Source organism: Mesorhizobium sp. LNJC394B00 (assembly GCF_000502555.1).
In the GTDB taxonomy this organism is placed as follows: Bacteria; Pseudomonadota; Alphaproteobacteria; order Rhizobiales; family Rhizobiaceae; genus Mesorhizobium.
The window spans coordinates 1-22,024 of sequence record NZ_AYWH01000015.1; the positions used below are offsets into that span (position 1 = coordinate 1).

At 63.4% G+C, this 22,024-nt stretch carries 17 protein-coding genes; 10 read left to right on the forward strand and 7 right to left on the reverse strand.

Annotated features, from left to right (window positions below):
- The first annotated feature begins 187 nt into the window (after positions 1 to 187).
- Complete coding sequence (locus tag X751_RS136640; RefSeq protein ID WP_023697315.1) at positions 188 to 1,087, forward strand: MBL fold metallo-hydrolase; 900 nt, start codon at positions 188 to 190, stop codon at positions 1,085 to 1,087.
- Positions 1,088 to 1,109: 22 nt separating this feature from the next.
- Here the strand turns inward: X751_RS136640 and proC are convergent, their stop codons facing one another.
- The 3 genes from proC to X751_RS136625 form a co-directional block, all read right to left on the reverse strand.
- Positions 1,110 to 1,925: a pyrroline-5-carboxylate reductase gene (gene proC, locus X751_RS136635; protein WP_023746237.1), complete on the reverse strand. Its 816-nt coding sequence runs from the start codon at positions 1,923 to 1,925 to the stop codon at positions 1,110 to 1,112.
- Between the two features lie 83 nt (positions 1,926 to 2,008).
- Positions 2,009 to 3,328, reverse strand: a complete 1,320-nt coding sequence (locus tag X751_RS136630; protein ID WP_023746238.1) for an O-antigen ligase — start codon at positions 3,326 to 3,328, stop codon at positions 2,009 to 2,011.
- Complete coding sequence (locus tag X751_RS136625; protein ID WP_023692395.1) at positions 3,297 to 4,295, reverse strand: glycosyltransferase; 999 nt, start codon at positions 4,293 to 4,295, stop codon at positions 3,297 to 3,299. The genes X751_RS136630 and X751_RS136625 overlap by 32 nt, the downstream gene beginning before the upstream one ends.
- A 172-nt stretch (positions 4,296 to 4,467) precedes the next feature.
- Here X751_RS136625 and X751_RS136620 point away from each other — a divergent pair, with 172 nt between their 5' ends.
- From X751_RS136620 to X751_RS136610, 3 genes are read left to right on the forward strand one after another with little or no spacing between them, the layout of a single operon-like run.
- A complete protein-coding gene (locus X751_RS136620; protein WP_023746239.1) occupies positions 4,468 to 5,640 on the forward strand; it encodes a glycosyltransferase family 4 protein in 1,173 nt (390 codons plus the stop codon).
- Positions 5,637 to 6,431 carry a WecB/TagA/CpsF family glycosyltransferase gene (locus X751_RS136615; protein ID WP_023715617.1) on the forward strand — a complete coding sequence of 265 codons (795 nt, stop codon included), beginning with the start codon at positions 5,637 to 5,639 and terminating at the stop codon, positions 6,429 to 6,431. The genes X751_RS136620 and X751_RS136615 overlap by 4 nt, the downstream gene beginning before the upstream one ends.
- Complete coding sequence (locus X751_RS136610) at positions 6,428 to 7,351, forward strand: DUF6492 family protein (RefSeq protein ID WP_023669299.1); 924 nt, start codon at positions 6,428 to 6,430, stop codon at positions 7,349 to 7,351. Before X751_RS136615 ends, X751_RS136610 begins: the two co-directional genes overlap by 4 nt.
- Here X751_RS136610 and X751_RS136605 read toward each other — a convergent pair.
- On the reverse strand, positions 7,348 to 8,643 hold the full coding sequence (locus X751_RS136605; RefSeq protein ID WP_023669300.1) for a lipopolysaccharide biosynthesis protein: 1,296 nt from the start codon (positions 8,641 to 8,643) through the stop codon (positions 7,348 to 7,350). The two genes, X751_RS136610 and X751_RS136605, sit on opposite strands and share 4 nt — an antisense overlap.
- Positions 8,644 to 8,841: 198 nt before the next feature.
- Here X751_RS136605 and X751_RS136600 point away from each other — a divergent pair, with 198 nt between their 5' ends.
- From X751_RS136600 to X751_RS136585, 4 genes are all read left to right on the forward strand, one after another.
- A complete protein-coding gene (locus X751_RS136600; RefSeq protein ID WP_023746240.1) occupies positions 8,842 to 11,130 on the forward strand; it encodes a GumC family protein in 2,289 nt (762 codons plus the stop codon).
- A 356-nt stretch (positions 11,131 to 11,486) separates the two neighbouring features.
- A complete protein-coding gene (folD, locus tag X751_RS136595; protein WP_023669302.1) occupies positions 11,487 to 12,386 on the forward strand; it encodes a bifunctional methylenetetrahydrofolate dehydrogenase/methenyltetrahydrofolate cyclohydrolase FolD in 900 nt (299 codons plus the stop codon).
- Between the two features lie 17 nt (positions 12,387 to 12,403).
- Positions 12,404 to 13,396 (forward strand): GlxA family transcriptional regulator, encoded by a 993-nt coding sequence (locus tag X751_RS136590; protein ID WP_032893326.1) that lies wholly within the window; start codon positions 12,404 to 12,406, stop codon positions 13,394 to 13,396.
- Between the two features lie 235 nt (positions 13,397 to 13,631).
- A complete protein-coding gene (locus X751_RS136585) occupies positions 13,632 to 15,290 on the forward strand; it encodes a VWA domain-containing protein (protein WP_023746242.1) in 1,659 nt (552 codons plus the stop codon).
- Positions 15,291 to 15,367: 77 nt separating this feature from the next.
- Here the strand turns inward: X751_RS136585 and edd are convergent, their stop codons facing one another.
- The 3 genes from edd to zwf all read right to left on the reverse strand — a co-directional run bounded on the left by edd (position 15,368) and on the right by zwf (position 19,423).
- Positions 15,368 to 17,191 carry a phosphogluconate dehydratase gene (gene edd, locus X751_RS136580; RefSeq protein ID WP_023746243.1) on the reverse strand — a complete coding sequence of 608 codons (1,824 nt, stop codon included), beginning with the start codon at positions 17,189 to 17,191 and terminating at the stop codon, positions 15,368 to 15,370.
- A gap of 64 nt (positions 17,192 to 17,255) precedes the next feature.
- The gene (pgl, locus tag X751_RS136575; RefSeq protein ID WP_023669306.1) at positions 17,256 to 17,972 is read right to left on the reverse strand and encodes a 6-phosphogluconolactonase; all 717 of its coding nucleotides are present in this window, start codon (positions 17,970 to 17,972) and stop codon (positions 17,256 to 17,258) included.
- A complete protein-coding gene (zwf, locus tag X751_RS136570) occupies positions 17,954 to 19,423 on the reverse strand; it encodes a glucose-6-phosphate dehydrogenase (RefSeq protein WP_023701815.1) in 1,470 nt (489 codons plus the stop codon). Before zwf ends, pgl begins: the two co-directional genes overlap by 19 nt.
- A gap of 323 nt (positions 19,424 to 19,746) precedes the next feature.
- On the opposite strand from zwf, the gene X751_RS136565 reads away from it, so the two are divergent.
- Positions 19,747 to 20,493, forward strand: coding sequence for an SDR family oxidoreductase (locus X751_RS136565; protein WP_027049416.1), 747 nt, complete (start codon positions 19,747 to 19,749; stop codon positions 20,491 to 20,493).
- A gap of 180 nt (positions 20,494 to 20,673) precedes the next feature.
- Complete coding sequence (locus X751_RS136560; protein WP_023746244.1) at positions 20,674 to 21,969, forward strand: Mur ligase family protein; 1,296 nt, start codon at positions 20,674 to 20,676, stop codon at positions 21,967 to 21,969.
- Positions 21,970 to 22,024 lie beyond the last annotated feature (55 nt).

Genomic DNA, 22,024 nt, shown 5'->3' on the forward strand with positions numbered 1-22,024 from the left:
TTGTCATGGTGGCGTTCCTTCGCGGGAATCAGGTGACGTGAACAATCACCAGCCTGCCATGACCGCCCCCTCTCAGCGAATTTGCAGAACTCTCAGCACACTACCTCCGGGTTTTTCAAACGATGCCGAGATGCCAATCTCCGAACGATCAGTTGAACCCCCATTGAGGATTGAAATCTTGCAAACCATTTGGACAAGACGCGAGACGATGAAAACCCTTCTGGCAACGGGCATGGTTGCCATGCTTCAGCCTCTGGCTTTTGCAGCCAGGGCCGCCGCCAAGCTGGAATGGACCTATTTTCAGGCTGACGAGAATGGTTTCCGCCGCACGCCGGTGCTGCTGACCGGGGAAAAAGAAGCCATCCTCCTCGACGGCGGATTTACCCTGTCCGATGGCCGTGCGGTCGCGGATGCGATCAAGGCGACGGGCAAGACCCTGACGACGATCTATGTCAGTTGCAGCGACCCTGACTATTATTTTGGCCTCCGTCCCGTCGCGGATGCTTTCCCCGGCGCCAAGATCATCGCGGCCGGCGCAACGGTTGCGGCCATCAAAGCCAATGTGCAAGCCAAGCTGGATGTCTGGAGCCCACAGCTCAAGGACAATGGACCGAAGGTCCTGGCGGATGTCGTCATTCCCGAGGCTTCCGATATCACCTCACTTGAAATCGAAGGAAACAAGATCGAGATCGTCACCGTCGCCGATCTGAAAGACCGGCGGTATCTCTGGGTGCCCAGCCTTGAAGCGGTGTTCGGCGGCGTGCTGATCTCGTCCGGCGTACATGTCTGGGTTGCCGACGAGCCAACCGTAGACGACCGCAAGAAATGGATTGCCGCGCTCAACGAAATCGCGTCCCGCAAACCAAACATCGTGGTGCCGTCCCATCAGGTAGCCGGTGCACCGGACGGTCTGGCGGCCGTGGAATTCACCCGCGCCTACCTCGAAGCTTTCAATAAGGAAGCCGAAAAAGCGAAATCCAGCGTCGAGCTGATTGCAGCGATGAAGCGGCGCTATCCCGATCTTCTTGACGTCTCGTCCCTGGAACTGGGCGCAAAGGTCGCCAAGGGTGAGATGAAGTGGGGCTGATACGGCCCCGCGAGCGCCTCGGCTACTTCCCCAATTCCACCGACCGCAGCCGCGCGGCTTCCACCGCCTCGGTCAGCAGCTTCGTCAGCCGGTCTTCGCCCATCAGCACGGCAAGGGCGGCTGCCGTGGTTCCGTTGGGGCTGGTCACCTGCTGGCGCAGGACGCCGGGCTTCTCGCCGCTTTCGGCAGCGAGTGCAGCAGCGCCATAGACGGTCTGCATGGCCAGCAGCCTGGCGGTCTCGACCGGCAGCCCGGCCTTCTCGGCTGCAACCGTAAGCGCCTCGATGAAATGGAAGATGTAGGCCGGACCGGACCCCGAAACCGCCGTCACCGCGTCCATCAGGCCTTCGTCGTCGATCGTCGTCACCACACCGCTCGCCGACAGCAGCTCGGCAATGAAACGCCTGATGTCGTCGGTCACCAGCGGGTTGGAATAGACCACCATCATGCCCTTGCCGATCGCGGCCGGCGTGTTGGGCATGCAGCGGATAACAGGCGCGAGATGGCCGAGTATGTGCTCGAAGGTGGCGACCGGCGTGCCCGCGGCGATGCTGACGAAGGTGGTCCTGCCGTCGCCGAAGCGCTTGTAGGCGGCGGCGACGTCGCGGATCACCTGCGGCTTGACGGCGATGACGACGAGGTCGGGCTCTGCGTCGGCGGGGATCCCGTTCGCGTCCGCGGCGACACTGCAACCGAGGTGCTCGGCGCGCTTGCGCAATTCGGCATTGGGCTCGACCACGAACACGGCTTGCGGGGCAAGCTTGCCGGATTTCAGCCAGCCCGCAAGCATGGCGTAACCCATATTGCCGCAACCGGCGAGAACAAGCCTGATCGTCATTGAGAGCCCTCCGAGACAAGGGTTCTCCTTAGACGCTAGCGGGCAGACGGGAAAGCCCCTCAAGGGGTGCTCAGGCCAGCCGGTCAAGGTCGCCGGCGCACCGCGATCGGCCGCAGCGACACTTGCCGCAAGCCAAGCACGCCGAGCACGAAGAACAGCCACACCGGGTCGCCGCGATGGAAGAAGAAGCTTTCCAGGAACGCGTTCAGCGCCGTGAACAGCACCACCATCATGAAGAAGTCACCGAGATAGATGTTCTCCTTGCGCGGCGGGATGCGCATGTAGTCGCGCAGCGGCGCGATCACGAAAGTGTAGACGGCAACGCACAGCGCCGGGATGCCCATCAGCACCGCAATGTCGAGATAGCCGTCATGGCCATGCACGATGGTCCGGATGTCCCAGGCCCGGTCGAAGGGCTGGTCCTGACTGAGCAGCAGCGGCGTGCCCCAGAAACTTTCATAGCCGTAGCCGGTCCAGGGCTTCTTCGCCAGCATCTCGCCGGAGAACTCCCACAGCGTCGTGCGTCCGGTATAGGTGAGGTCGGGGAAATAGGTGGCCGCCAGCTCTTTCACCGGGGGGATGAAGACGATGCCTAAGGTACCGATGGCCGTCGCAATGATCGCCAGTGCAAACAGGATCGGCGTGCCGAACCGCATGCCGATCAGGCCCGGCAGCACGACGATCAGGATCGAGAACGGCACCAGGCCGGCCGTCGTCTTGGAGCCGGTGTGCAGCATGAAGATCATCGCCGCGCCGAAGATCGCCACGCCCCAGAACTTCTGGCCGCGCCGGAAGAGATAGAGGCCGGCGAAGCTGAAGCAGGCCATGATTGGTCCGGCAATGTTCTTGTGGGCGAACACACCACGCCACAGGCCGGCATGTTCGGGCTCCTGCGAATCGGCCGTATGCAGGGCCTCATGCGGAAAGACGATGAGGCCGATATAGGACAGGCCGATAACGACGATCGCGCAGAATATGATGACTTTCGAAAAACTGTCGGCGTCGCGCGGCAGCACCAGGACCGTCGCTATCGTCAGAACGCCAAGCAGCGTGAAGAAGGCCGCGCGCATGGCCGAGGACGGGTCGGTCGCGTTGATGACCGAAAGCATGAAAAAGCCGAGCATCAGGATCCAGGACGGGCTGAGCAGCGAGCGCACCATCTTGGGGTCGGCGAACGTCAGCAGTGAGAAGGTCGAAATGGCGCCGAGCGAACTGAAGCCGAGCTGGTTGACGATGTCGCCGCCGTCGCCGGTCAGTTCCGCGCCTGCCGGCTGAAACGGCCGGAACGACACGATGACGACGGCAAACAACAGCGCGGCAATCGCCGTCGCCACGCCGTCGCGGGTGACGATGCCGCCCAGCAGCAGCTCGTCAGTTCTTCTCAGGCTGCCTGTATTGCTCATTGGCGTATCCGAATTCGGCAAGCACGCGGCCGAGCGAGACATAGACGGGGTAAAGCGCCGTCGACAGCGATCCTGTCCGCGCCAATTTGATTGCGCCGCGCACGGGCGAGGCTATCAGCAGCGCCAGGCTTTTTGCAAACACCTTGGCGCCGGCGAATGGCGTGCCGGCGCGCTTCTTCTTTTCGACCAGCGTCGAGATTACACCGTTGCGTAAGGATCGGGCGCGGATCCAGTCAGCCTCGACGCGCCGGGCCGGAACGCCTTCGCGCACCTTTGCCTCGGCGCACCAGCCAAGCACGAAACCTTTCTGCGCCGAGCGGCTGAGGAAGTCGGAATCGCCGCCGCCCATGAAGTTGAACCGCAGGTCGAGGAAGGGTGGCCCCATGATGGTGAGCACATTGCGCCCGACCAGAAGGTTGCCCGAGGAATAGAGTGCGGCCACGCGCCCGGTCTGGCGATAGGGCGGCGCAAACACCGGGTGCTCGGCCCATTTGGCGTGAGCAGGATCGGTAAACACCGGCACTTGCGGGCCACCGACAATGTCGGCGCCAAGCGTCTCCGCCGTCCTGCACATGCGCTCCAGCCAGTCCGCGTCGGCGATCTCGTCATCGTCGATGACCAGCAGGTGGCGGAAATCCGGAAAATGCAGGATCGCCGTCTGCCAGCCAGCATTGTAGGCACTGCAATTGCCCCGCTCATGCGCGATGATGACCATGCCCTTCATATCGTCGCGTTCGAACAGCGGCACGGCCGCCTGGGCGCCCTCACGCGCCTCGGCCTCGTTTTCGATGACGATGACGGCGAAGCGCCGGCTGGTTTGCTGTGCCTTGAGCGACGCCAGCGTTTCGAGCAGCAGTTGCGGCCGCTTGAAGGTCGGCAGCGTGACGACGGCTTCCATCGTCTCTGCGGCGAGCCCCGGAGAGCGTCCCGCAATCGAAACCGAACCGTCCGATGGCAAAGGGATCATCCGCTCCAGCCGCATGTTTTGAATCTGGCTTTCGATAACACCGCGACGATAACGTTTCGTTAATCACCTTTCGCAGCGGCGCCTGCCGGTCCGCGCCTTTCAGCCGTTGCGTTGCGTGATTTAATCAAGGGTTCACCCAGCTTTGCTAGTGGCTGACGCCTGGATAGGTGAGATGCATCTGCTGTTCGCCACATCGATCGTGCCCGACGGCGCTCTCGCTTCGGGCTATGAGATCGCCAATGCTGCGATCATCGCCGCCTTGCGGCGCGCCGGCGTGCGCGTCACCGTCATTGGCTTCATCTGGCCGGGCAAGGCGCCCAGCGACCCCGAAAACACCTTCGTGCTCGGCGCCGTCGACGTGCGCACGGAAAGCGCCTCGGCGCGGCAGAAGCTCGCCTGGCTTGGCAAGGCGGTGCTGTCAGGGCTCACCTTCGCTTCCGTGAAGCTGCGCGCGGTTTCCGACAGCGAAGTCCGTGCCGCGATCGAGCGCGCCGGTCCCTTCGACGGCTATGTCCTGAATTCGGTGCAGTTCGCCGGCGCCTTTGAAAAACTGTTCGCCGACCGTCCCTCGATTTTCGTCGCCCACAATGTCGAACATGGTTCGGCCAAAGAGAATGCGGCAGCAGCAAACAGTCGCTTCCAGCGCCTGCTGTTTGCCCGCGAGGCCAGGCTGCTCAAGACCATGGAGGAGCGGCTCTGCCGCCGGGCTCGCTTCGTCTTCACGCTGGCCGAGGAAGACCGCGCCGCACTCGGCGTTGCCAGCGACGACCGCTCGGCGGTGCTGCCGCTGGTGACCACTGCCACGGCGCCAAAGCCGGTCAAGCCGCGCCGCATCGAGTGCGACGCGGCGCTGATCGGCACCTGGACCTGGCAGCCGAACCGCATCGGCCTCGACTGGTTCCTGGAAAAAGTCGTGCCGCATCTTCGCCGGAGCTTTCGCATCAGGGTCGCCGGCAACATGCCGTCGGATATCACCTCTGCCCATCCCGGTGTCGAATTTGTCGGCCGCGTGCCCGACGCCCAGGATTTCGTGCGCGGCGCCGCCGTCATCCCACTGATCAGAACCGCGGGCAGCGGCGTTCAGCTCAAGACCATCGAAACCTTCGAACTCGGCCTGCCGTCGGTCGCCACCAGCCGTTCGCTGCGCGGCATCGATCATCGCCCGGCAAATTGTTTCGTCACCGACGATCCGGCCGCCTTCGCCGGCGCGCTGGAGGCAGCGGCGGCCGATGTCAGGGATGTCGATGGCAGCGCCTTCCATCGCCGGCAGATCAAGGCACTGGATGCCGCCATCAGGCTCGGCCTGGAAAAGCTCGGGCCGGTGGGGGAGGAGGTGTTTGCATGAACATGCACACCGCCCGCGCCGCCTTCGGGCTCGATACGCTGAAGACGATCCTTGGCATTTCGGTCCTTGCCATCGGCTGGGATGACGCGATCGCGCTGCTCACTCGTCTGATTGCCGAGCGGCGCTTCACCAAGGTCAGTTTTCTCAACGCTCACAACGCCAACATCGCCTCTACCGATCCGGTCTTTGCCGAGGCGCTCGACGATTTCCTCATCCTGCCTGACGGCGTTGGCGTCGATCTGGCGGCAAAGCTGCTCTACGGCGCGCCGTTCCCGGACAATCTCAACGGCACTGATCTCATTCCGGCCTTTCTGCAGGCATCGGCGAGGCCGCTGACCGTCGGGTTGCTTGGCGCCACCCGCGCCAACGCCGAGGCGGCGTCGGTCAGGCTAGCCGCTCTGGCGGTGCAGCACGAATTCGTCGTCATCCATGACGGCTATTTCTCCCCCGCCGAAGAGCAGGCGATCGTCGATCGCATCGAGGCATTGCGGCCCGACGTGCTGCTTGTGGCCATGGGCGTGCCGCGCCAGGAATTGTGGATCGCCCGTCATATCGATGCCCGCCACTGCACGCTGCCGATCGCCGTCGGCGCGCTGCTCGATTTTCTCTCCGGCACGGTGCCGCGGGCGCCTCTGTGGATGCGCCAGCTGAGGCTCGAATGGTTGTTCCGTCTGTGCATCGAGCCCGGCCGGCTGTGGCGCCGCTACGTCGTCGGCAATCCGGTGTTCCTGCTGCGTGTCGTCAGGCAGAAATTCTCGCGTCGGCCCGAGCCCGCCGGAGAGTTGCGGTGAACAGCCGCGTCGTGCCGAGCCCTGCAGCCGAGACCGGTGCCCTGCCGCAAACGCCGACGGCGGCGGTGGTGACCGCCAGCTATGCGCCGGATTTCGAACGCTGCCGCCTGTTGTGCGAGACCCTCGACCGCCATGTCTCCGGCTTGGCGCATCATTACATTCTGGTCGAGCACCGCGACGTGGCGCTGTTTCGCCAGTTGGAAAACGACCGCCGCAGCGTTGTCGACGAGCGCGACCTGCTGCCGCGCTGGCTGCGTGTGTTCGACGATCCGATGAGCCTCTTTCGCCGTCGCATCTGGCTCAGTCTCAAGACCCAGCCGCTGCGCGGCTGGCATGTGCAGCAGCTGCGCCGCATCGCCATCGCTGCGCATGCTGGAGAAGACGTGCTGGTCTTCTGCGATTCCGACGTCGCCTTCCTCAAGCCATTCGATCTGAGCGCCTTCTGGCGCGACGGCAAGGTGCGGCTGTTCCGGCGCGACGGCGTGCTGTCGAGCGACGGTCACGACGAGCATCGCATCTGGTCGCGCAATGCGGCCTCGGCGATTGGTATCGATGCATCCGAGGTTTCGAACCACGACTATATTTCGACGCTGATCGCCTGGCGCCGTCAGACCGTGACGGCGATGTGCGCCGAGATCGAGAAGGTGCACGCGCGCGGCTGGGTCGAGGTCATCGCTTCAGTGCGCCGGTTCTCCGAATGCATGATCTATGGCCGCTATGTCGACGATGTGCTGGGGGGCGCCGGCCATTTCCACGGCTCGGAGGAATTCTGCCGCGTGCACTGGACCGGGGAGGCGCTGTCGGATGACGAATTCCGCAGCTTCGTCGCCGCTATGGCACCGGGGCAGGTGGCGATCGGCATGCAATCCTTCATCGGCACCGATATCGGCCGCATCCGCCGCCTGATCGGATTGGCTTAGATTGCCTTGGCGGGCTTGCGCAGCGCCGAATAGGTTAGCAGCGCCGAGGCGAGATAGAGCAGCAGGAAGACGACATTGAGCGATACGACAAGCCTGGGCGTGTCGGCAATCGTGGTCAGCACATAGGTCAACAGCACCGCCTTCAGCCCCGCCAGCAGGCCGAGGTTGAGCGCCCTGAGCGCGGTCTGGCCGCGCGCGAACAGCAGCTCGGCCTGGTATTCGACCAGGTTGCGCAGTCCCGGCACGCCGATTGCCAACGCCACCAAGGGCGCCGCCTCGGCGACATTCCGGCCAAGTGCATTGGGGAAGAAATGCAGCACGATGCCGAGTGCGGCCAGTGCCAATGTCGACACCAGGAACACGCCGGCTTCGATACCGCTCTTGACCCGCAGTCGCGACAACAGCTCCGGCGCCCGCATCATCCTCTGCACCAGCATCATCGAGAAGGTGCGGATCGGGATTGCCGTCAGGTCGACCAGCCGCATGATGATGGCATAGATGCCGGCCAGATGCGGCCCGCCGATCGCCAGCACGAGCAGCTTGTCGAATTCCGACTGCAGGTAGAACAGCACTTCGGCTCCTGCAACATAGATCGAATCGGCAAGCCGCCTGAGATAGAGCTCGGTGCGCAGCCTCAGCCGCTGGCGTGGATAATAGAAGCCGAAGGCCAGCAGCAGCGAGGCGGCGTTGGCGCCGATGTAGAACAACGACCAGATCCAGACGCTGTGCTGGCCCGATAGCATGAACAGCACGGCGCCCAGCGCGCGGAACGCCGTGGCCACGATCGACAGCACGGCGGCGCGGCCGAATTTGCCGAGCCCGTTGTTGACGATCAGCACCACCTCGACCGGCCGCCACAAAAGCGCCTCTGCAAAGACGATTGCGGCAAAGACGGCCAGCGGAACGGTGCTGGCGAAGAAGATCAGGTAGACGCCCCAGGAGGCCGCCGCCAGCAGTGGTAAGGACACGGCGCCAAGCAAAAGGAAGCCGGCGGTGAAGGTGCCGATCAGATTGGGGCGGATGGTGGCTGTGCGGTAAAGCGCCGAGATGAAGCCGAAAGCGAGGATGCGCGACAGCATGACGCCGGCCGCCGAGGCGGTGGCGAACATGCCGAACTCGGCAATCGACAGCGTGTTGGCAAGTGCGATGAAATAGGCAAGCGAGAACACCAGCCGCCCGCCGGCGCCGCTGATGGCTGAAAGATAGTCGCGAACCAGCCCCCGTCTTTCGGCGAGGAAGGTGCCGATGCGGGCGAGTGTCCGCCTTTGCGGTATGTCGCTGGCCTGCGTCATATCGAGGAAAGCCGTAAGCCGCAAAGCTTAACGTGCGGTTCTGACGCCATTTTACAGATCCCGGCAATGCGTGGCGAAGCGAGAAACTTTCACTTGCAGACTTCGGAAATTAACCTTTTGTTTCCCATGCCTGTTTAGCGTGACTTAACGATTGGCCGACCGCCGCTCCTGCGCCGTCGAAGGTAAAGTTTCGAGACAATGGTCGACAGGGAAAACCGTGAAGACTGGAGGCGCGAGCGCTCCCTCCTGGCGCTCGGCAAAGCCGTGCGCGGCGATGAGGCGGCGGATGCGTCGGCGGTCTCGATCGGTGACCGGGTGGATCCGTCATGGCGCGAGGACGCCGCCACGCGTCACCGCATAGCCCGCTCGCAACGCGAGGCGCGGTCGAATCCGGCGCCAACGTCACCGCCCGAGCCGCCGCAGTTCCAGGCCGACGGCGAACCCGTTTCGGCCGCCAGCGCGCGTGAGGAGCCTGTTTCCGGCCGGCGTCAGCAGCACGCCGCCTATGAGCTCCGCTCTTTCCACGAGCAGCGACCGGACCGCGACGACGATGACGGGCAGGAATGGAAGCCGCTGATCGATCCGCTCCAGGTCGTCCGCGGCATTAGTCGTTCCAAGTTGCTGATCGTCTCGACTACGATATTGGGCACGGTGCTCGGCGTCGCCGTCGCCGTTTCGACACCGAAGAAATACGAAGCCACCACACAGATGGTCATCGAGCCAGGCGACCTGAAGCTTTCCGACAACGATCTCACCCAACCGGTCGGGCAGCCCGATGCGGCGCTGGCTGTTGTCGAAACCCGCATCAAGATGGTGACATCCGGCAAGGTCCTCGACAAGGTCGTGGCCGATCTCAATCTCGTCGACGATCCGGAATTCAACGGACAGGGCTCTGGCGGCCTTGGCGTCCTGTCGCTCATTCGCTCGATACTGTCGCGCCAGGATGGCCCTGGCGGCGGCGGTGAAGTGCGCCGCCAGGCGCTGGCGGTCGGCAATCTGGCCAAGAGCCTGTCGGTTGAGCGCAGCGGCAAGAGCTTTGTCGTTTCCATCAGCGCCACCACTCAAAGCGCCGACAAATCGGCGAAGATAGCCAATACGACCAGGGACGTTTTCCAGCAGGAGGCGGCCCAATACCAGTTCGGGATGGCCGGGCGCGCGACGGACCAGCTGACGGCCAAGCTCGATGACCTGCGCAAGAATGTCGAGACAGCGGAGCGCAAGGTCGAGGATTTCAGGGCCACGCATGATCTCGTCGACGCGCAGGGCCATCTGATCAGCGACGACCAGATGCTGAAGCTCAACGAGCAGCTCTCAGTCACCCGGGCCCGTACGCTGGAACTCAATGCCCGGGCCGCGTCGGCGCGTTCGCTGGACGTCAATTCGGTCATCAACGGCACCTTGCCGGAAGAAATCAAATCCAACACGATGAGCGAACTGCGCGCGCAATATGCAGTTTTGAAGCAGGAGGCCGACCGCGCCGCCGTGCGTCTGGGACCGCGTCATCCCGAATACCAGGCGCTCAACGCCCAGCTCGACGGCTCGCGCGAGCGCATCGCAGGCGAACTGCGCCGCATCGCCTCGTCGCTGCAGGTCGATTTGAAGCGCTCGGTTCAGCTTGAGCAGGATCTCGCTTCCCGCCTGGCTCAGGCAAAGGTCCAGAGCGGCGACGTCAACAGCGATCTGGTCAGCCTGCGCGAACTGGAGCGTGACGCCACGGCCAAACGCTCCGTCTACGAACAGTACCTTCTGCGCGCCAAGGAGACCGGCGAACAGCAAAACATCAACACCACCAACATCAATCTGATGACCCCCGCGCAACCGCCGCTCGAACCCAACGGACCGTCGCGGGCTGTAATAGCGATGGCCGGCCTGCTGCTCGGGCTTGCTTCGGGCATCGGTGTCGGCGCCATGCGCGGCGCCTTTGCCAGCCTGCGCGGCGCTGCCAATTCGCGTTCGCGCGGCAGAATGGACGAGCGCCCCCCTCCGGTCGAGGACAAGGTCTATCGCGCGCCGCTGCCTGTGGCGCCGCCACCGGCAGCACCTCCGGTGTTGCCGACCGCGGCCGCTCCCGCCCGGAGCCCAGGTCTGTTCGACGGACTGTTCTCGGCGATGCGCAAAGCCGCGCCGGGTAGCGGGACGTCAGGCGAACCCGTCGAGACCTACCGCGCCCAACCAGCCGCCGAATATACAAGGCCGGTGCAGGAGCCTGTGGGCTATCGCCAGCCGGACTTCCGGAACGAGGTTCCGCACGCCAATTCCCCTGCGCAGCAGCCTGGCTACGCGCAGCCTCGTCAGCCGGCTGACTATGCCTATTCGCAGGCTCAGCCGATGCCCGCGGCGTCCGGGCCGTGGTCTTCTCCGCAGCCCGCTGGGGCGGCGCCGGAAGACCAGCAGGCGCAAATCGACGATATCCGCGCCAGCCTGCGCGAATTTCGCGAAGCGGTGCGCGAACTCACCGAAAGCCGTTCGCACCGCCGCTATTTCTGAGCAATTCCAGGAAAAGTGTGAAACGGTTTTCCCGGGAAAAGCGCGTAGCGCGCTTTCCCTTGGGAATTGCGTCAAAACAAGAAATAGAGCGGTTCAGCCTTTCCGTGAAAGGATGAGTCGCTCTGAGCCCGTCAGCACAGAATAAAAGCTGCCGGTTTCGAGTTTACGGCATGTGACGGCGCTTTGACGGGATTGCTTAGGCCAAATTTCGTGACAATGCCGCGCAGCATGGCGCCTCAAAAAGCGCTGCCGTCGGGCTTGGCCCGAATGGGCGGAACGTTTGGAACAACGACATGCACGAAGCAACGTTCAAGGCGCGCGCCGCGCCTTGGCTGGAATGATGTCGAGGATGGTTCATGGCCGAAGTGATTGACGGAAAGATCGTCGCCGCAGACGTGGTTCAGAAGGTCAAGGCCTTGACCGAGGACCTGGTCGCCAAGGGAAAGGCCCAGCCCGGCTTGGCGGTGGTCATCGTCGGCGAGGATCCGGCAAGCCAGGTCTATGTCGCGTCGAAGTCGCGCACCGCCAAGGAATGCGGCTTTCATTCGCTGCAGCACACACTGCCGGCCGACACGTCCGAAGCGGCACTGCTGAAGATCATCGGCGAACTCAACGCCGATCCGGCCATCAACGGCATTCTGGTGCAGCTGCCGCTTCCCGCCCATATCGATGCCGGCAAGATCATCCAGGCCATCGCACCGCAAAAGGATGTCGACGGCTTTCATTTCATCAATGTCGGCAAGCTCGGCACCGGCGAACTCGAAACAGCCTTCGTGCCCTGCACGCCGGCCGGCTCCATGCTTTTGATCGAACGCGTGCGCGGCAAGGATCTTTCCGGCCTCAACGCGGTCGTCGTCGGCCGCTCCAACATCGTCGGCAAGCCGATGGCAAATCTGTTGCTTGCCGCCAACTGCACCGTCACCATCGCCCACAGCCGCACCAAGGATCTGCCGGCGCTGGCCCGCACAGCCGACATTCTGGTTGCCGCCGTCGGCCGGCCCGAAATGATCAAGGGCGACTGGGTCAAGCCCGGCGCCACCGTGATCGATGTCGGGATTAACCGCATTGCCGCACCCGAGAAGGGCGAAGGCAAAACCCGCCTCGTCGGCGATGTAGCCTATGCCGAAGCCGCCAAGGCCGCCGGCGCCATCACCCCCGTGCCCGGCGGTGTCGGACCGATGACCATTGCCATGCTGATGGCCAATACGTTAGCCTCAGCCTACCTTGCGGCCGGCTTGAAGCGGCCTTCCTTCTGACCCAGAAAGCAGCTTCTTTGCCGAACCTTACTATACCCTCTGAACGGCCGGATGATCCCGTTCAAGGGGGCCGGCAATTCGCGTTCCTGCTGGTCGACAAGTTTTCGATGTTTTCGTTGGCAGCGGCGATCGATACCTTCCGCTCGGCCAACCGCCTGCTCGGCCGCGATTTTTACGGCTGGACGACGGTCTCGGCCGACGGCGACTCCGTCATGGCCTCCAACGGCCTGCCGCTCAAGATCGACTATGCCGTCGCCGACCTGCCGCCGGTCGACATCCTGTTCGTGTCGGTGGGCCTGTCGATCGAGTTCCCTGGCAAGAGCAAGGTGCTGGCGGCTCTGCGCAGTTGGGGCCGGCGCGGCAATGCGCTCGGCGCGCTGTCGGTCGGCTCTTATCTCCTGGCCGAAGCCGGCCAGCTCGAAGGCTATCGCTGCACCATCCATTGGGAAAACCGCGCCGGCTTCGTCGAGCGCTTTCCCGATATCAACTGCACCGGCAACGTCTTCGAGATCGACCGCAAGCGCTACACATGCGCGGGCGGCACCACCTCGATCGACCTGATGCTGGAGATCGTGCGCGGCGATTTCGGTTCCAACCTCGCCAATGGCGTCGCCAACCAGTTCCAGCATGAGCGCATCCGCTCCGCCGGCGACCGCCAGCGCGTCGGGCCGGAGCGCGACCTGACCGGCAAGTCGGAGAAGCTAAGGCGCATCGTCGAACTGATGGCCGACCATCTCGACGAGCCGCTATCAGCCGTGCAGCTTGCCAAATCGGCGGGCCTGTCGGTGCGCCAGGTCGAGCGCTTGTTCCTGCGCCATTTGAGCGTCACGCCCGGTCGTTACTACATGCGGCTCAGGCTTGAGCGGGCGCGCGAACTGCTGCGCCAGACCAACATGCCGATCCTCGACGTGGCCATCGCCACCGGCTTTACCTCGCACTCCTATTTCGCGCAGAGCTATCGGCTGCAGTTTGGCCGTCCGCCTTCCGAAGAGCGGCGCACCACCTACTGATTTCGTGTTACCAGCTCTGCCGGCGCCGATCCTGTTACACTGCAACCGTTAGAAGCATGATCCCAAAAAGTGGGTGCCGGTTTTTGGAAAAGATCGTGCTCCAACAAAGGGTTAGATCATGATGAGATTTCATCCAAATCTCATCATGATCTAGTAACCCGCTCCAGGCTTGTGTCCGGACGCGCTGTCAAATAGCTTCCGGCGCGGATCAGAGGGCGGCCTCAAGGAGATTTCGATGGCGGGACTTTTGCGGAGCGTCGCTGCGGCGCTGCTCCTTTTGTCGATGACTTCGCTCGGCTTTGCCGCCAATAAGGTCATCATCATTCTTGACGCTTCAGGCTCGATGTGGGCCCAGATCGACGGCAAGCCGAAGCTCGAGATCGCGCGCGAATCGCTGAGGACCGTACTGCAGTCGGTCCCGGGCGACGACGAGATCGGCTTCATGGCCTATGGCCACCGCGAAAAGGGCAGCTGCGACGACATCGAGCTGATCGTGCCGCCGCAAGCCGGCTCGGCTAGCGCCATTTCGGCCGCTGCCGACAGCCTGAAATTCCTCGGCAAGACGCCGCTGACCGCAGCCGTCAAGCAGGCGGCCGAAGCTCTGAAATACACCGAGGACAAGGCGACCGTGGTTCTCATCACCGATGGGCTTGAAACCTGTGAAGGTGACCCGTGCGCGCTGGGCAAGGAACTGGAGGCCTCAGGCGTCGATTTCACCGTCGACGTCGTCGGCTTCGGCCTGACCGCTGACGAGGGCAAGCAGATCGCCTGCCTTGCCGACAACACCGGCGGCAAATATATCCAGGCCTCGGACGAGAAGGCGCTGCACGAAGCACTGGTCGAAACCGTCGCCGCGCCGGCTCCGGCGCCGGCACCCGAACCCGCTCCGGCGCCTGCCCCTGAACCGGCAAAGCCCGAATTCAATTTCATCCCGACCGTGGTCATGGCGGAAGGCGGCGATCCGATCACCGACGGCAATGCCTGGGAGGTCTACAAGGCCAAGGCCAATGGCACGCGCGGCGAGGCCGTCACCACCCAGTACAACAACTACGAGGCCAATCTCGAGCCGGGCGACTATGTCGTCGTCGCGCGCGCCGACGAAGCTCGGGCGGAACAGAAGGTCAAGATCGAGGCGGGCCAGGTCTACAAGCCGCTCTTCACCTTGAACGCCGGCACCATGCTCATCCATCCGAAGCCAAGCCAGGGCGCCGAGATCAGTGACGAAGCCCATGTCGACTTCGCCTTCCCGGGCGGCAGCACCACCCACTATGGCGACACCAGGATCATCGTGCCGGCTGGTGAGCAGAAGGTGACGGTTGCGATCGGCAGCGGCTCGGTGACCGAGAACATCCAGCTCGCCGCCGGGCAGACTGTGGAAAAAGACATAGTCGTCGGCGTCGGCCATGCCGCCGTCAACGCCTACTACACTGCAGGTGGCGACAAGGCCGACTCCTCGGGCATCAGCGTCCAGATCGTCAAGGCCAAGAAAAAGATCGACGGCTCGCGTGACGATGTCGCCCACTCCTATGGGCCCGACAGCAAATTCTGGCTGCCGCCGGACGACTATGTCGCGGTCACCTCGCTTGAGCTCGCAACCGTCGAGCAGCCTTTCAGCGTCAAGGTTGGCGACGTCAAGGACGTCAAGGTGACGCTCGATGCCGGCGTGCTGGTGATGTCGGCGCCGGGCGCCTATTCGATCGAGGTGCTGTCGTCGAAGAAGGATATCCAGGGCAACCGCAAGGCGCTCGGCCTGAACTATGGCGACACCTGGCAGCAGACTATCCCGGCCGGCGACTATGTCGTCCTCCGCCACATGCCCGATCAAGGCCATGACAAGGAAATGCCGGTGACGGTCAAGGCCGGCGAACGGAGCGAGATTACGGTTCAGCCGTAATCGCCATCCATCCCTCACCAAAGGGCGGCCTCAAACCGAGCTCGAGCCGCCCTTTTTACAAAATAGGCAATGATGCCTCAGGCCGTGCCGAAAGCACTGGCGCCGTGGTCGGCGCGGCCGACCAGCTGGCGGAAACCAGCGAACAGCTCGCGGCCGAAACCGAACTCGTTGCCGATGAGATCGATGTCGGCCGTGCGGCGCAGCGCGAGCTCGGGCCCCGGCACCAGCACTTCCAGCGTGCCGGCATCGGCGTCGAGCCGGATGATGTCGCCGTCATGGATCCTGGCGATCGGCCCTTCCTCGACCGCTTCCGGCGTTACATGGATCGCCGCCGGCACCTTGCCGGAAGCGCCAGACATGCGCCCGTCCGTGACCAGCGCGACGCGCTGGCCACGATCCTGCAGGATGCCGAGCACGGTGGTCAGCTTGTGCAGTTCCGGCATGCCGTTTGCCTTCGGGCCCTGGAAGCGGATGACGGCGATGAAGTCGCCGGTCAGCGTGCCGGCCTTGAAGGCTTCGTTCAGTCCCTGCTGGCTGTCGAACACCTTGGCCGGCGCCTCGATGACGCGGCGTTCCGGCTTCACGGCGGACGTCTTGATGACGGCGTGGCCGAGATTGCCGGCGAGCACTTTCAGGCCGCCGGTCGGCTGGAAGGCCTTCTTGAACGGCGCCAGCACCTTCTCGTCGCCGCTCTGCAGCGGCGAGGCTTCACGCAGGACGCCGCCATCTTCGCCGAGCCGGGCCTCGACCGCATAGGGCCTCAGGCCTTCGCCCCATACCGTCTGCACATCCTCATGCAGGATGCCTTCGTCGAGCAATTCGCGGATCAGGAAGCCGAGCCCGCCGGCGGCATGGAAATGGTTCACGTCGGCAAGCCCGTTCGGATAGACGCGCGCGAGAAGCGGCACCGCTTCCGACAGGTCGGAAATGTCCTGCCAGGTAAGCGTGATGCCGGCCGCCGCGGCCATGGCGATGAGATGGATGGTGTGGTTGGTAGAGCCGCCGGTGGCGTGCAGGCCGACGACGCCATTGACGAAAGAGCGCTCGTCGATCATGCGGCCGACCGGCGTGTAGGCGTTGCCGAGCGCGGTGATCGCCAGGGCTCGCCTGGTCGCCTCGCGCGTCAGCGCGTCGCGCAGCGGCGTGCCTGGATTGACGAAGGACGCGCCGGGCGTATGCAGGCCCATGATCTCCATCAGCATCTGGTTGGAATTGGCGGTGCCATAGAACGTGCAGGTGCCCGGCCCGTGATAGGATTTGGACTCCGCTTCGAGCAGTTCTGCGCGTCCGGCCTTGCCCTCGGCATAGAGCTGGCGGACCTTGGCCTTCTCGTCATTGGGGAGGCCCGTCGTCATCGGCCCTGCCGGCACGAACACCGCCGGCAGATGGCCAAAGGTGAGGGCTGCAATCACCAGCCCCGGCACGATCTTGTCGCAGACGCCGAGATAGACGGCGGCGTCGAACATGTTGTGCGACAGGCCGATCGCCGCCGACATGGCGATCACGTCGCGCGAAAACAGCGACAGCTCCATGCCGGGCTGTCCCTGGGTCACGCCGTCGCACATGGCGGGCACGCCGCCGGCCACTTGCGCGATGCCGCCAACTTCCTTCGCGGCTTCCTTGATCAGCGCCGGGAAGGTTTCGAAGGGCTGATGCGCCGACAGCATGTCATTGTAGGAGGTGATGATGCCGAGGTTCGGCACCTTGTCGGCGCCGAGCGCCAGCTTTTCAGACGGGCTGCAGACGGCAAAGCCATGCGCGAGGTTGCCGCAAGACAGGACGCCCCGGTTGGCGGTGCGGCTGGACGCCTCGGCGATGCGGCCGAGATAGCGCTCGCGGCCGGCTTTCGAGCGTTGGCGGATGCGTTCCGTGATGGCTTCGATGTCGCGTCTGGCTGTCATGGTCGGTCCTTTCGAGCCCCGGAAGAACGTCCTCCACCGTCTCCCGGGACTGCTTTGCGTGAAATCAGGGTGCCCAGAACACCTCTACCGGGGTGGGTGCCGCTTCGAGCACTTTGCGGATGGGCTTTTTCGCACCCGGTCCCATCGCACCGTCGAAGGCGGTGCGCTTGTCCTCGCCTTCTATATGCAGCGCGATGAAGCCGGCGTCGACGATCCGCGCCAGCGGCAGCGTCAACCGGGGTTCGCCGGCGCTTGCCGCGTGAACCGGCAGCACGATCCTTGATGAGGCCGGGTCGAGCAAATCGCCGAGATTCTCGGCGTCGGGAAAGAACGAGGCGGTGTGGCCGTCGCCGCCCATGCCGAGCACGACGACATCGAGGGGCCAGGGCAGAGCCTTCAGCGCCGCATCGTCGGCCGCCGCGGCGGTCTCGATGCTTGCCGCCTCATGGTAGAGCGGCACGAAGTGCGCGGCAGCCGCCTTGTTCTGCAGCAGGTTGGCCGCGACCAGCCCCGCATTCGAGCGCGGCGAGGAGGCCGGCACGAACCGTTCGTCGACCAGCGTCACCGTCACCTTGTTCCAGGCGATCGGAATGGCCGAAAGTGCTGCAAAGAACTTTGCCGGCGTGGTGCCGCCGGAAACGGCAAGCAGGGCCGTGCCGCGCTCGTCGATGGCCTTGGTCAGGCGCGCCGCGACATTGCCGGCAAGGGCTGCCGCCAGGTCCTGGCGCCCGGCAAAGCCGTTCCAGTTATAGACGGGCTCGCTCAACTGCTTTCGTGCCATGTCCGCCCGTCGCGTTCGATCAGCGCAATCGAGGCCGAGGGACCCCATGTGCCGGCCGTATAGCCTTGCGCCTCCTGCCTGGCGCTTTCCCAGGCGTTCTGGATCGGGTCGATCCACTTCCATGCCGCCTCGACCTCGTCGCGGCGCATGAACAGCGTCTGGTTGCCGCGGATAACATCCATGATTAGCCGTTCATAGGCGTCCGGCGCGCGGCCGTCGAAAGATGTTGCAAAGCTCATGTCGAGCGGAATCTGGCGCAGCCGCATGCCGCCCGGGCCTGGATCCTTGATCATGATGAACTGCTTGACGCCTTCGTCGGGCTGCAGCCGGATCACCAGTTGGTTGGCTGAGATCGGCCCGGCGCTGTCGCCGAAGATCGAATGCGGGATCGGCTTGAACTCGATGACGATTTCCGAAACGCGGGTCGCCAGCCTTTTGCCGGTCCTGAGATAGAATGGCACGCCGGCCCAGCGCCAATTGCCGATCTCAGCCTTGATGGCGACGAAAGTCTCGGTGGAGCTGTCTTTGCCAAGTTCCTCGACATAGCCTTTCACCGCGCCGCCTGCAGAGGCGCCGGCGCGGTATTGGCCGCGCACGGTGTGCTTGGGTGCCTCATTGCCGTTGATGCGCTTCAGCGCCCGCAGCACCTTCAGCTTCTCGTCGCGCACGGCATCGGCATCCATCGACGATGGCGCTTCCATGGCAACCAGACAGAGCAGCTGCAGCATGTGGTTCTGCACCATGTCGCGCAGCGCGCCGGCCTTGTCGTAGTAGGTGACGCGGTCTTCAAGACCGACGGTCTCGGCTACCGTGATCTGCACATGGTCGATATGGGCAGAATTCCAAAGCGGCTCATAGAGCGCGTTGGCAAAGCGCAGCGCCATCAGATTCTGCACCGTCTCCTTTCCGAGATAGTGGTCGATGCGGAAGATCTGGCTTTCGTGGAAGTCGTCTCCAACCACGTCGTTGAGCTTGCGCGCCGAATCGAGGTCGCGGCCGATCGGCTTCTCCAGCACGATGCGTGAATTCGGCGTGATGAGATTGTGGGCTTTCAGCTGGTGCGAGATGTCGCCGAACAGCGCCGGCGCCACCGCCAGATAGAAAGCGCGGATGCGGTCGCTTTCGCCGATCGCCTTTTTCAGCTTGTCGAAGCCGGCACCCGTCGTCGCGTCGGCCGATACGTAGGACAGCCGGGCAAGAAATGTCTTGAGTTCCTCGGCGTCGATGTCGGCCGGCTTCACATGCTGGGAAATCGCCTGCTTGGCGAAAGCCTGGAATTCCTCGTCGCTCATCTTGGAGCGCGAGGTGCCGATGATGCGGGTCGGCTCGGAAAACTGGTGGTCGCGCTGGCGGTGGTAGAGCGAGGGCAGCAGCTTGCGTTCCGACAGGTCGCCGGTGCCGCCGAAAATGATGAAGTCGAAAGGCTCGACGGGAATGATCTGGCTGGTCATGGTCTGTCCGCTTTGACGCCGCTCGCTGTGACGCGGCAGCATATAATCTAATCGATTTAAACTATCCAGTGCCATGGTGTCACATCGAGGCCAAATCACTGCATATTGATTCGCTCCAAATGTGCCTTGACACTGGCTGCCACCCGGAGGCTTTTCGTCAAGCGATGGTCCCGGGGCTTTCGCGCCTGCAACATAAAGCGGGAATGTGACGAAAGCTAATGCGTGTCGCCCAGAAGTGCGAAGCGGTTCTGGGGAGACAGACACGCATCAAACAAAAAGGAAAAATGCGCTTGCGAGGTGGGTCTTCAATGAGCGGAAAAAGCATGCGTCTGGAAAACAAGGTTGCCGTCATCACGGGTGCTGCGTCAGGTTTCGGCGAAGGCATGGCCAGGCGCTTTGCCGAAGAGGGCGCCAAGGTCGTCGTCGCCGACCTCAACGCCAAGGGCGCGGAGCGCGTTGCAGCAGAGATCGGCCAGGCCGCGATCTGGACCCAGACCGACGTTTCGCAGCGTTCCGAATTCGACGAGATGGTCTATGCCGCAAAAAGCGCCTTCGGCCGCATCGATATCATGGTCAACAATGCCGGCTACACCCATCGCAATGGCGACATGCTCGACGTCGACGAGGCGACCTTCGACCTGATCACTTCAGTCAACATGAAGGCGATCTACCACGCCGCACTTGCCGTGGTGCCGATCATGGAGCGGCAGGGCGGCGGCGTCATCCTGACCACGGCTTCGACCGCCGGTCTGCGGCCGCGTCCGGGGCTCACCTGGTACAATGCCTCGAAGGGCTGGGCGATCACCGCGACCAAGTCGATGGCGGTCGAACTCGCGCCCAAGAACATCCGCGTGAACTGCCTTTGCCCGGTCGCCGGCGAGACCGGCATGCTGGAGAAATTCATGGGCACTGACACGCCCGAGATCCGCGAGAAATTCCGTGCCTCGATACCGCTCGGCCGTCTGTCGACGCCGCTCGATATCGCCAACGCTGCGCTTTGGCTTGCGTCGGACGAAGCCGCCTTCATCACCGGCGTGGCGCTGGAGGTCGACGGCGGCCGCTGCATTTGAGCAATTCGGGAAGTACCTCGCTGTTCGCAATGCACGGCAGACAGAGCAACGTCGGCAAAAGTTCGCATCGGTGCGCCGGCCGGCCGAGGAACGAACAGTTGACGTCGTCACGCCGGACCCCGGTTTGACTTCTCGATCACCCGAAAGGCATAACGGGATCGTGGATAGTGTTGGCGGGTGATGAAGATCAGGCAGCAGAAAAGTCGCTATGATCTGGGATGGCGGCTGCGGCTTTACCTGGCCACGCGTGCGCGGGCGCGAAGCAAGGCAATTTTCATCGGCGTTACCGGAAGCTCCGGCAAGACGACGGCGGGAAGCCTGCTTGGACACATCCTGGCCGGTCATGGTTCGGTCCATACACAGGTTCTGGCCAACACGATGAAACTGTTGGTCTCGACGCTATCCAGGCGAATGGGAAAGGGCGGCAAAACCGACTACGTCGTCTTCGAGGCTGCTGCATTCGGCCCGGATACAATGAAGCCCATGGCCGAATTGCTTCGCCCCAACGTGGCTGTTGTCACAATGGTCCGGCTGGAGCATCGCGCCAGTTTCAAGACTGTCGAAAACGTCGCACGAGAAAAAAGCGCCCTGGTCGCGGCGCTGGAGCCGGGCGGCTTCGCGATGCTCAATGCCGATGACCCTCTTGTGATGGGCATGGCCTCGGCGAGCGATTGCCGTTCCGTCACATTCGGCACATCGGAGCAGGCGGATTATCGCGTCAGCGATATCGAGGCCTCCTATCCCAGGCCGTTGCGGTTCTCGCTCCACTGGCGCGGCGGTGTGCTCGATATCGAGACGCCGTTCCCCGGCGGGCATTTCTGGTTGCCGACGTCAGCGGCGGTTGCAACCGCTCTTGAACTGGGCGTGCCTGCGCAGATGGTCAAGGACAGAACCGCGACGTTCCAGCCTCTGGAAAATCGCGGCCAGGTGCTGGTCCCCGCGGGCGGCCCCCACTTCATCGTGGATGCCGCAAAGGCGCCCTGGCATTCGCTGAGCCTTGCCTTCGACATGGTAGCCGGATCGACATTCGGGCGAAAACGTATCGTTCTTGGCCAGCTATCGGATTTTTCCGGCTCGAATAACAGATATGCCCAAGCCTACAGCAGCGCGCGCGAGATTGCAGACCACGTGATTTATGCCGGCGATCATGCCCATCGCTCCAAGGCGAACCAGGCAGATCGCGACAGCGGCCGCTTCATCGAATTGCGCACGGCCAGGGAAGTGTCGGACTACATCGCCCAAACCGCGCAGCCTGACGAGTTGATCCTGCTCAAGAGCTCGTCCAATCTGCACCTCGAGCGTGTCGCACTTGCCTGGACCCACGACGTCCAGTGCTGGGTTTCGGTATGCGGCAAAACCGAGGGATGCGAGCAATGCGGCCTCTATGAAGTGCCGTTTGAGCAGCACCGTGAGTTTGTGGCGCAGAGAAAATCGAAGCGCCGCAAGCACAGACTGCTGCGGCTCCTCGGCCGCTAGAATCTTTGGCTGAAGCACGCCAGCGCCCGTTTGACTCTGGAACTTGGCACGACGC

Coding starts and splice junctions, on each gene's coding strand:
- proC (WP_023746237.1), bottom strand. CDS start 1,925: ATGACGATCAGGCTTGTTCTCGCCGGTTGCGGCAATATGGGTTACGCC.
- X751_RS136630 (WP_023746238.1), bottom strand. CDS start 3,328: ATGAGCAATACAGGCAGCCTGAGAAGAACTGACGAGCTGCTGCTGGGC.
- X751_RS136625 (WP_023692395.1), bottom strand. CDS start 4,295: ATGATCCCTTTGCCATCGGACGGTTCGGTTTCGATTGCGGGACGCTCT.
- X751_RS136620 (WP_023746239.1), top strand. CDS start 4,468: ATGCATCTGCTGTTCGCCACATCGATCGTGCCCGACGGCGCTCTCGCT.
- X751_RS136615 (WP_023715617.1), top strand. CDS start 5,637: ATGAACATGCACACCGCCCGCGCCGCCTTCGGGCTCGATACGCTGAAG.
- X751_RS136605 (WP_023669300.1), bottom strand. CDS start 8,643: ATGACGCAGGCCAGCGACATACCGCAAAGGCGGACACTCGCCCGCATC.
- X751_RS136600 (WP_023746240.1), top strand. CDS start 8,842: ATGGTCGACAGGGAAAACCGTGAAGACTGGAGGCGCGAGCGCTCCCTC.
- folD (WP_023669302.1), top strand. CDS start 11,487: ATGGCCGAAGTGATTGACGGAAAGATCGTCGCCGCAGACGTGGTTCAG.
- X751_RS136585 (WP_023746242.1), top strand. CDS start 13,632: ATGGCGGGACTTTTGCGGAGCGTCGCTGCGGCGCTGCTCCTTTTGTCG.
- edd (WP_023746243.1), bottom strand. CDS start 17,191: ATGACAGCCAGACGCGACATCGAAGCCATCACGGAACGCATCCGCCAA.
- pgl (WP_023669306.1), bottom strand. CDS start 17,972: ATGGCACGAAAGCAGTTGAGCGAGCCCGTCTATAACTGGAACGGCTTT.
- zwf (WP_023701815.1), bottom strand. CDS start 19,423: ATGACCAGCCAGATCATTCCCGTCGAGCCTTTCGACTTCATCATTTTC.
- X751_RS136565 (WP_027049416.1), top strand. CDS start 19,747: ATGCGTCTGGAAAACAAGGTTGCCGTCATCACGGGTGCTGCGTCAGGT.
- X751_RS136560 (WP_023746244.1), top strand. CDS start 20,674: ATGAAGATCAGGCAGCAGAAAAGTCGCTATGATCTGGGATGGCGGCTG.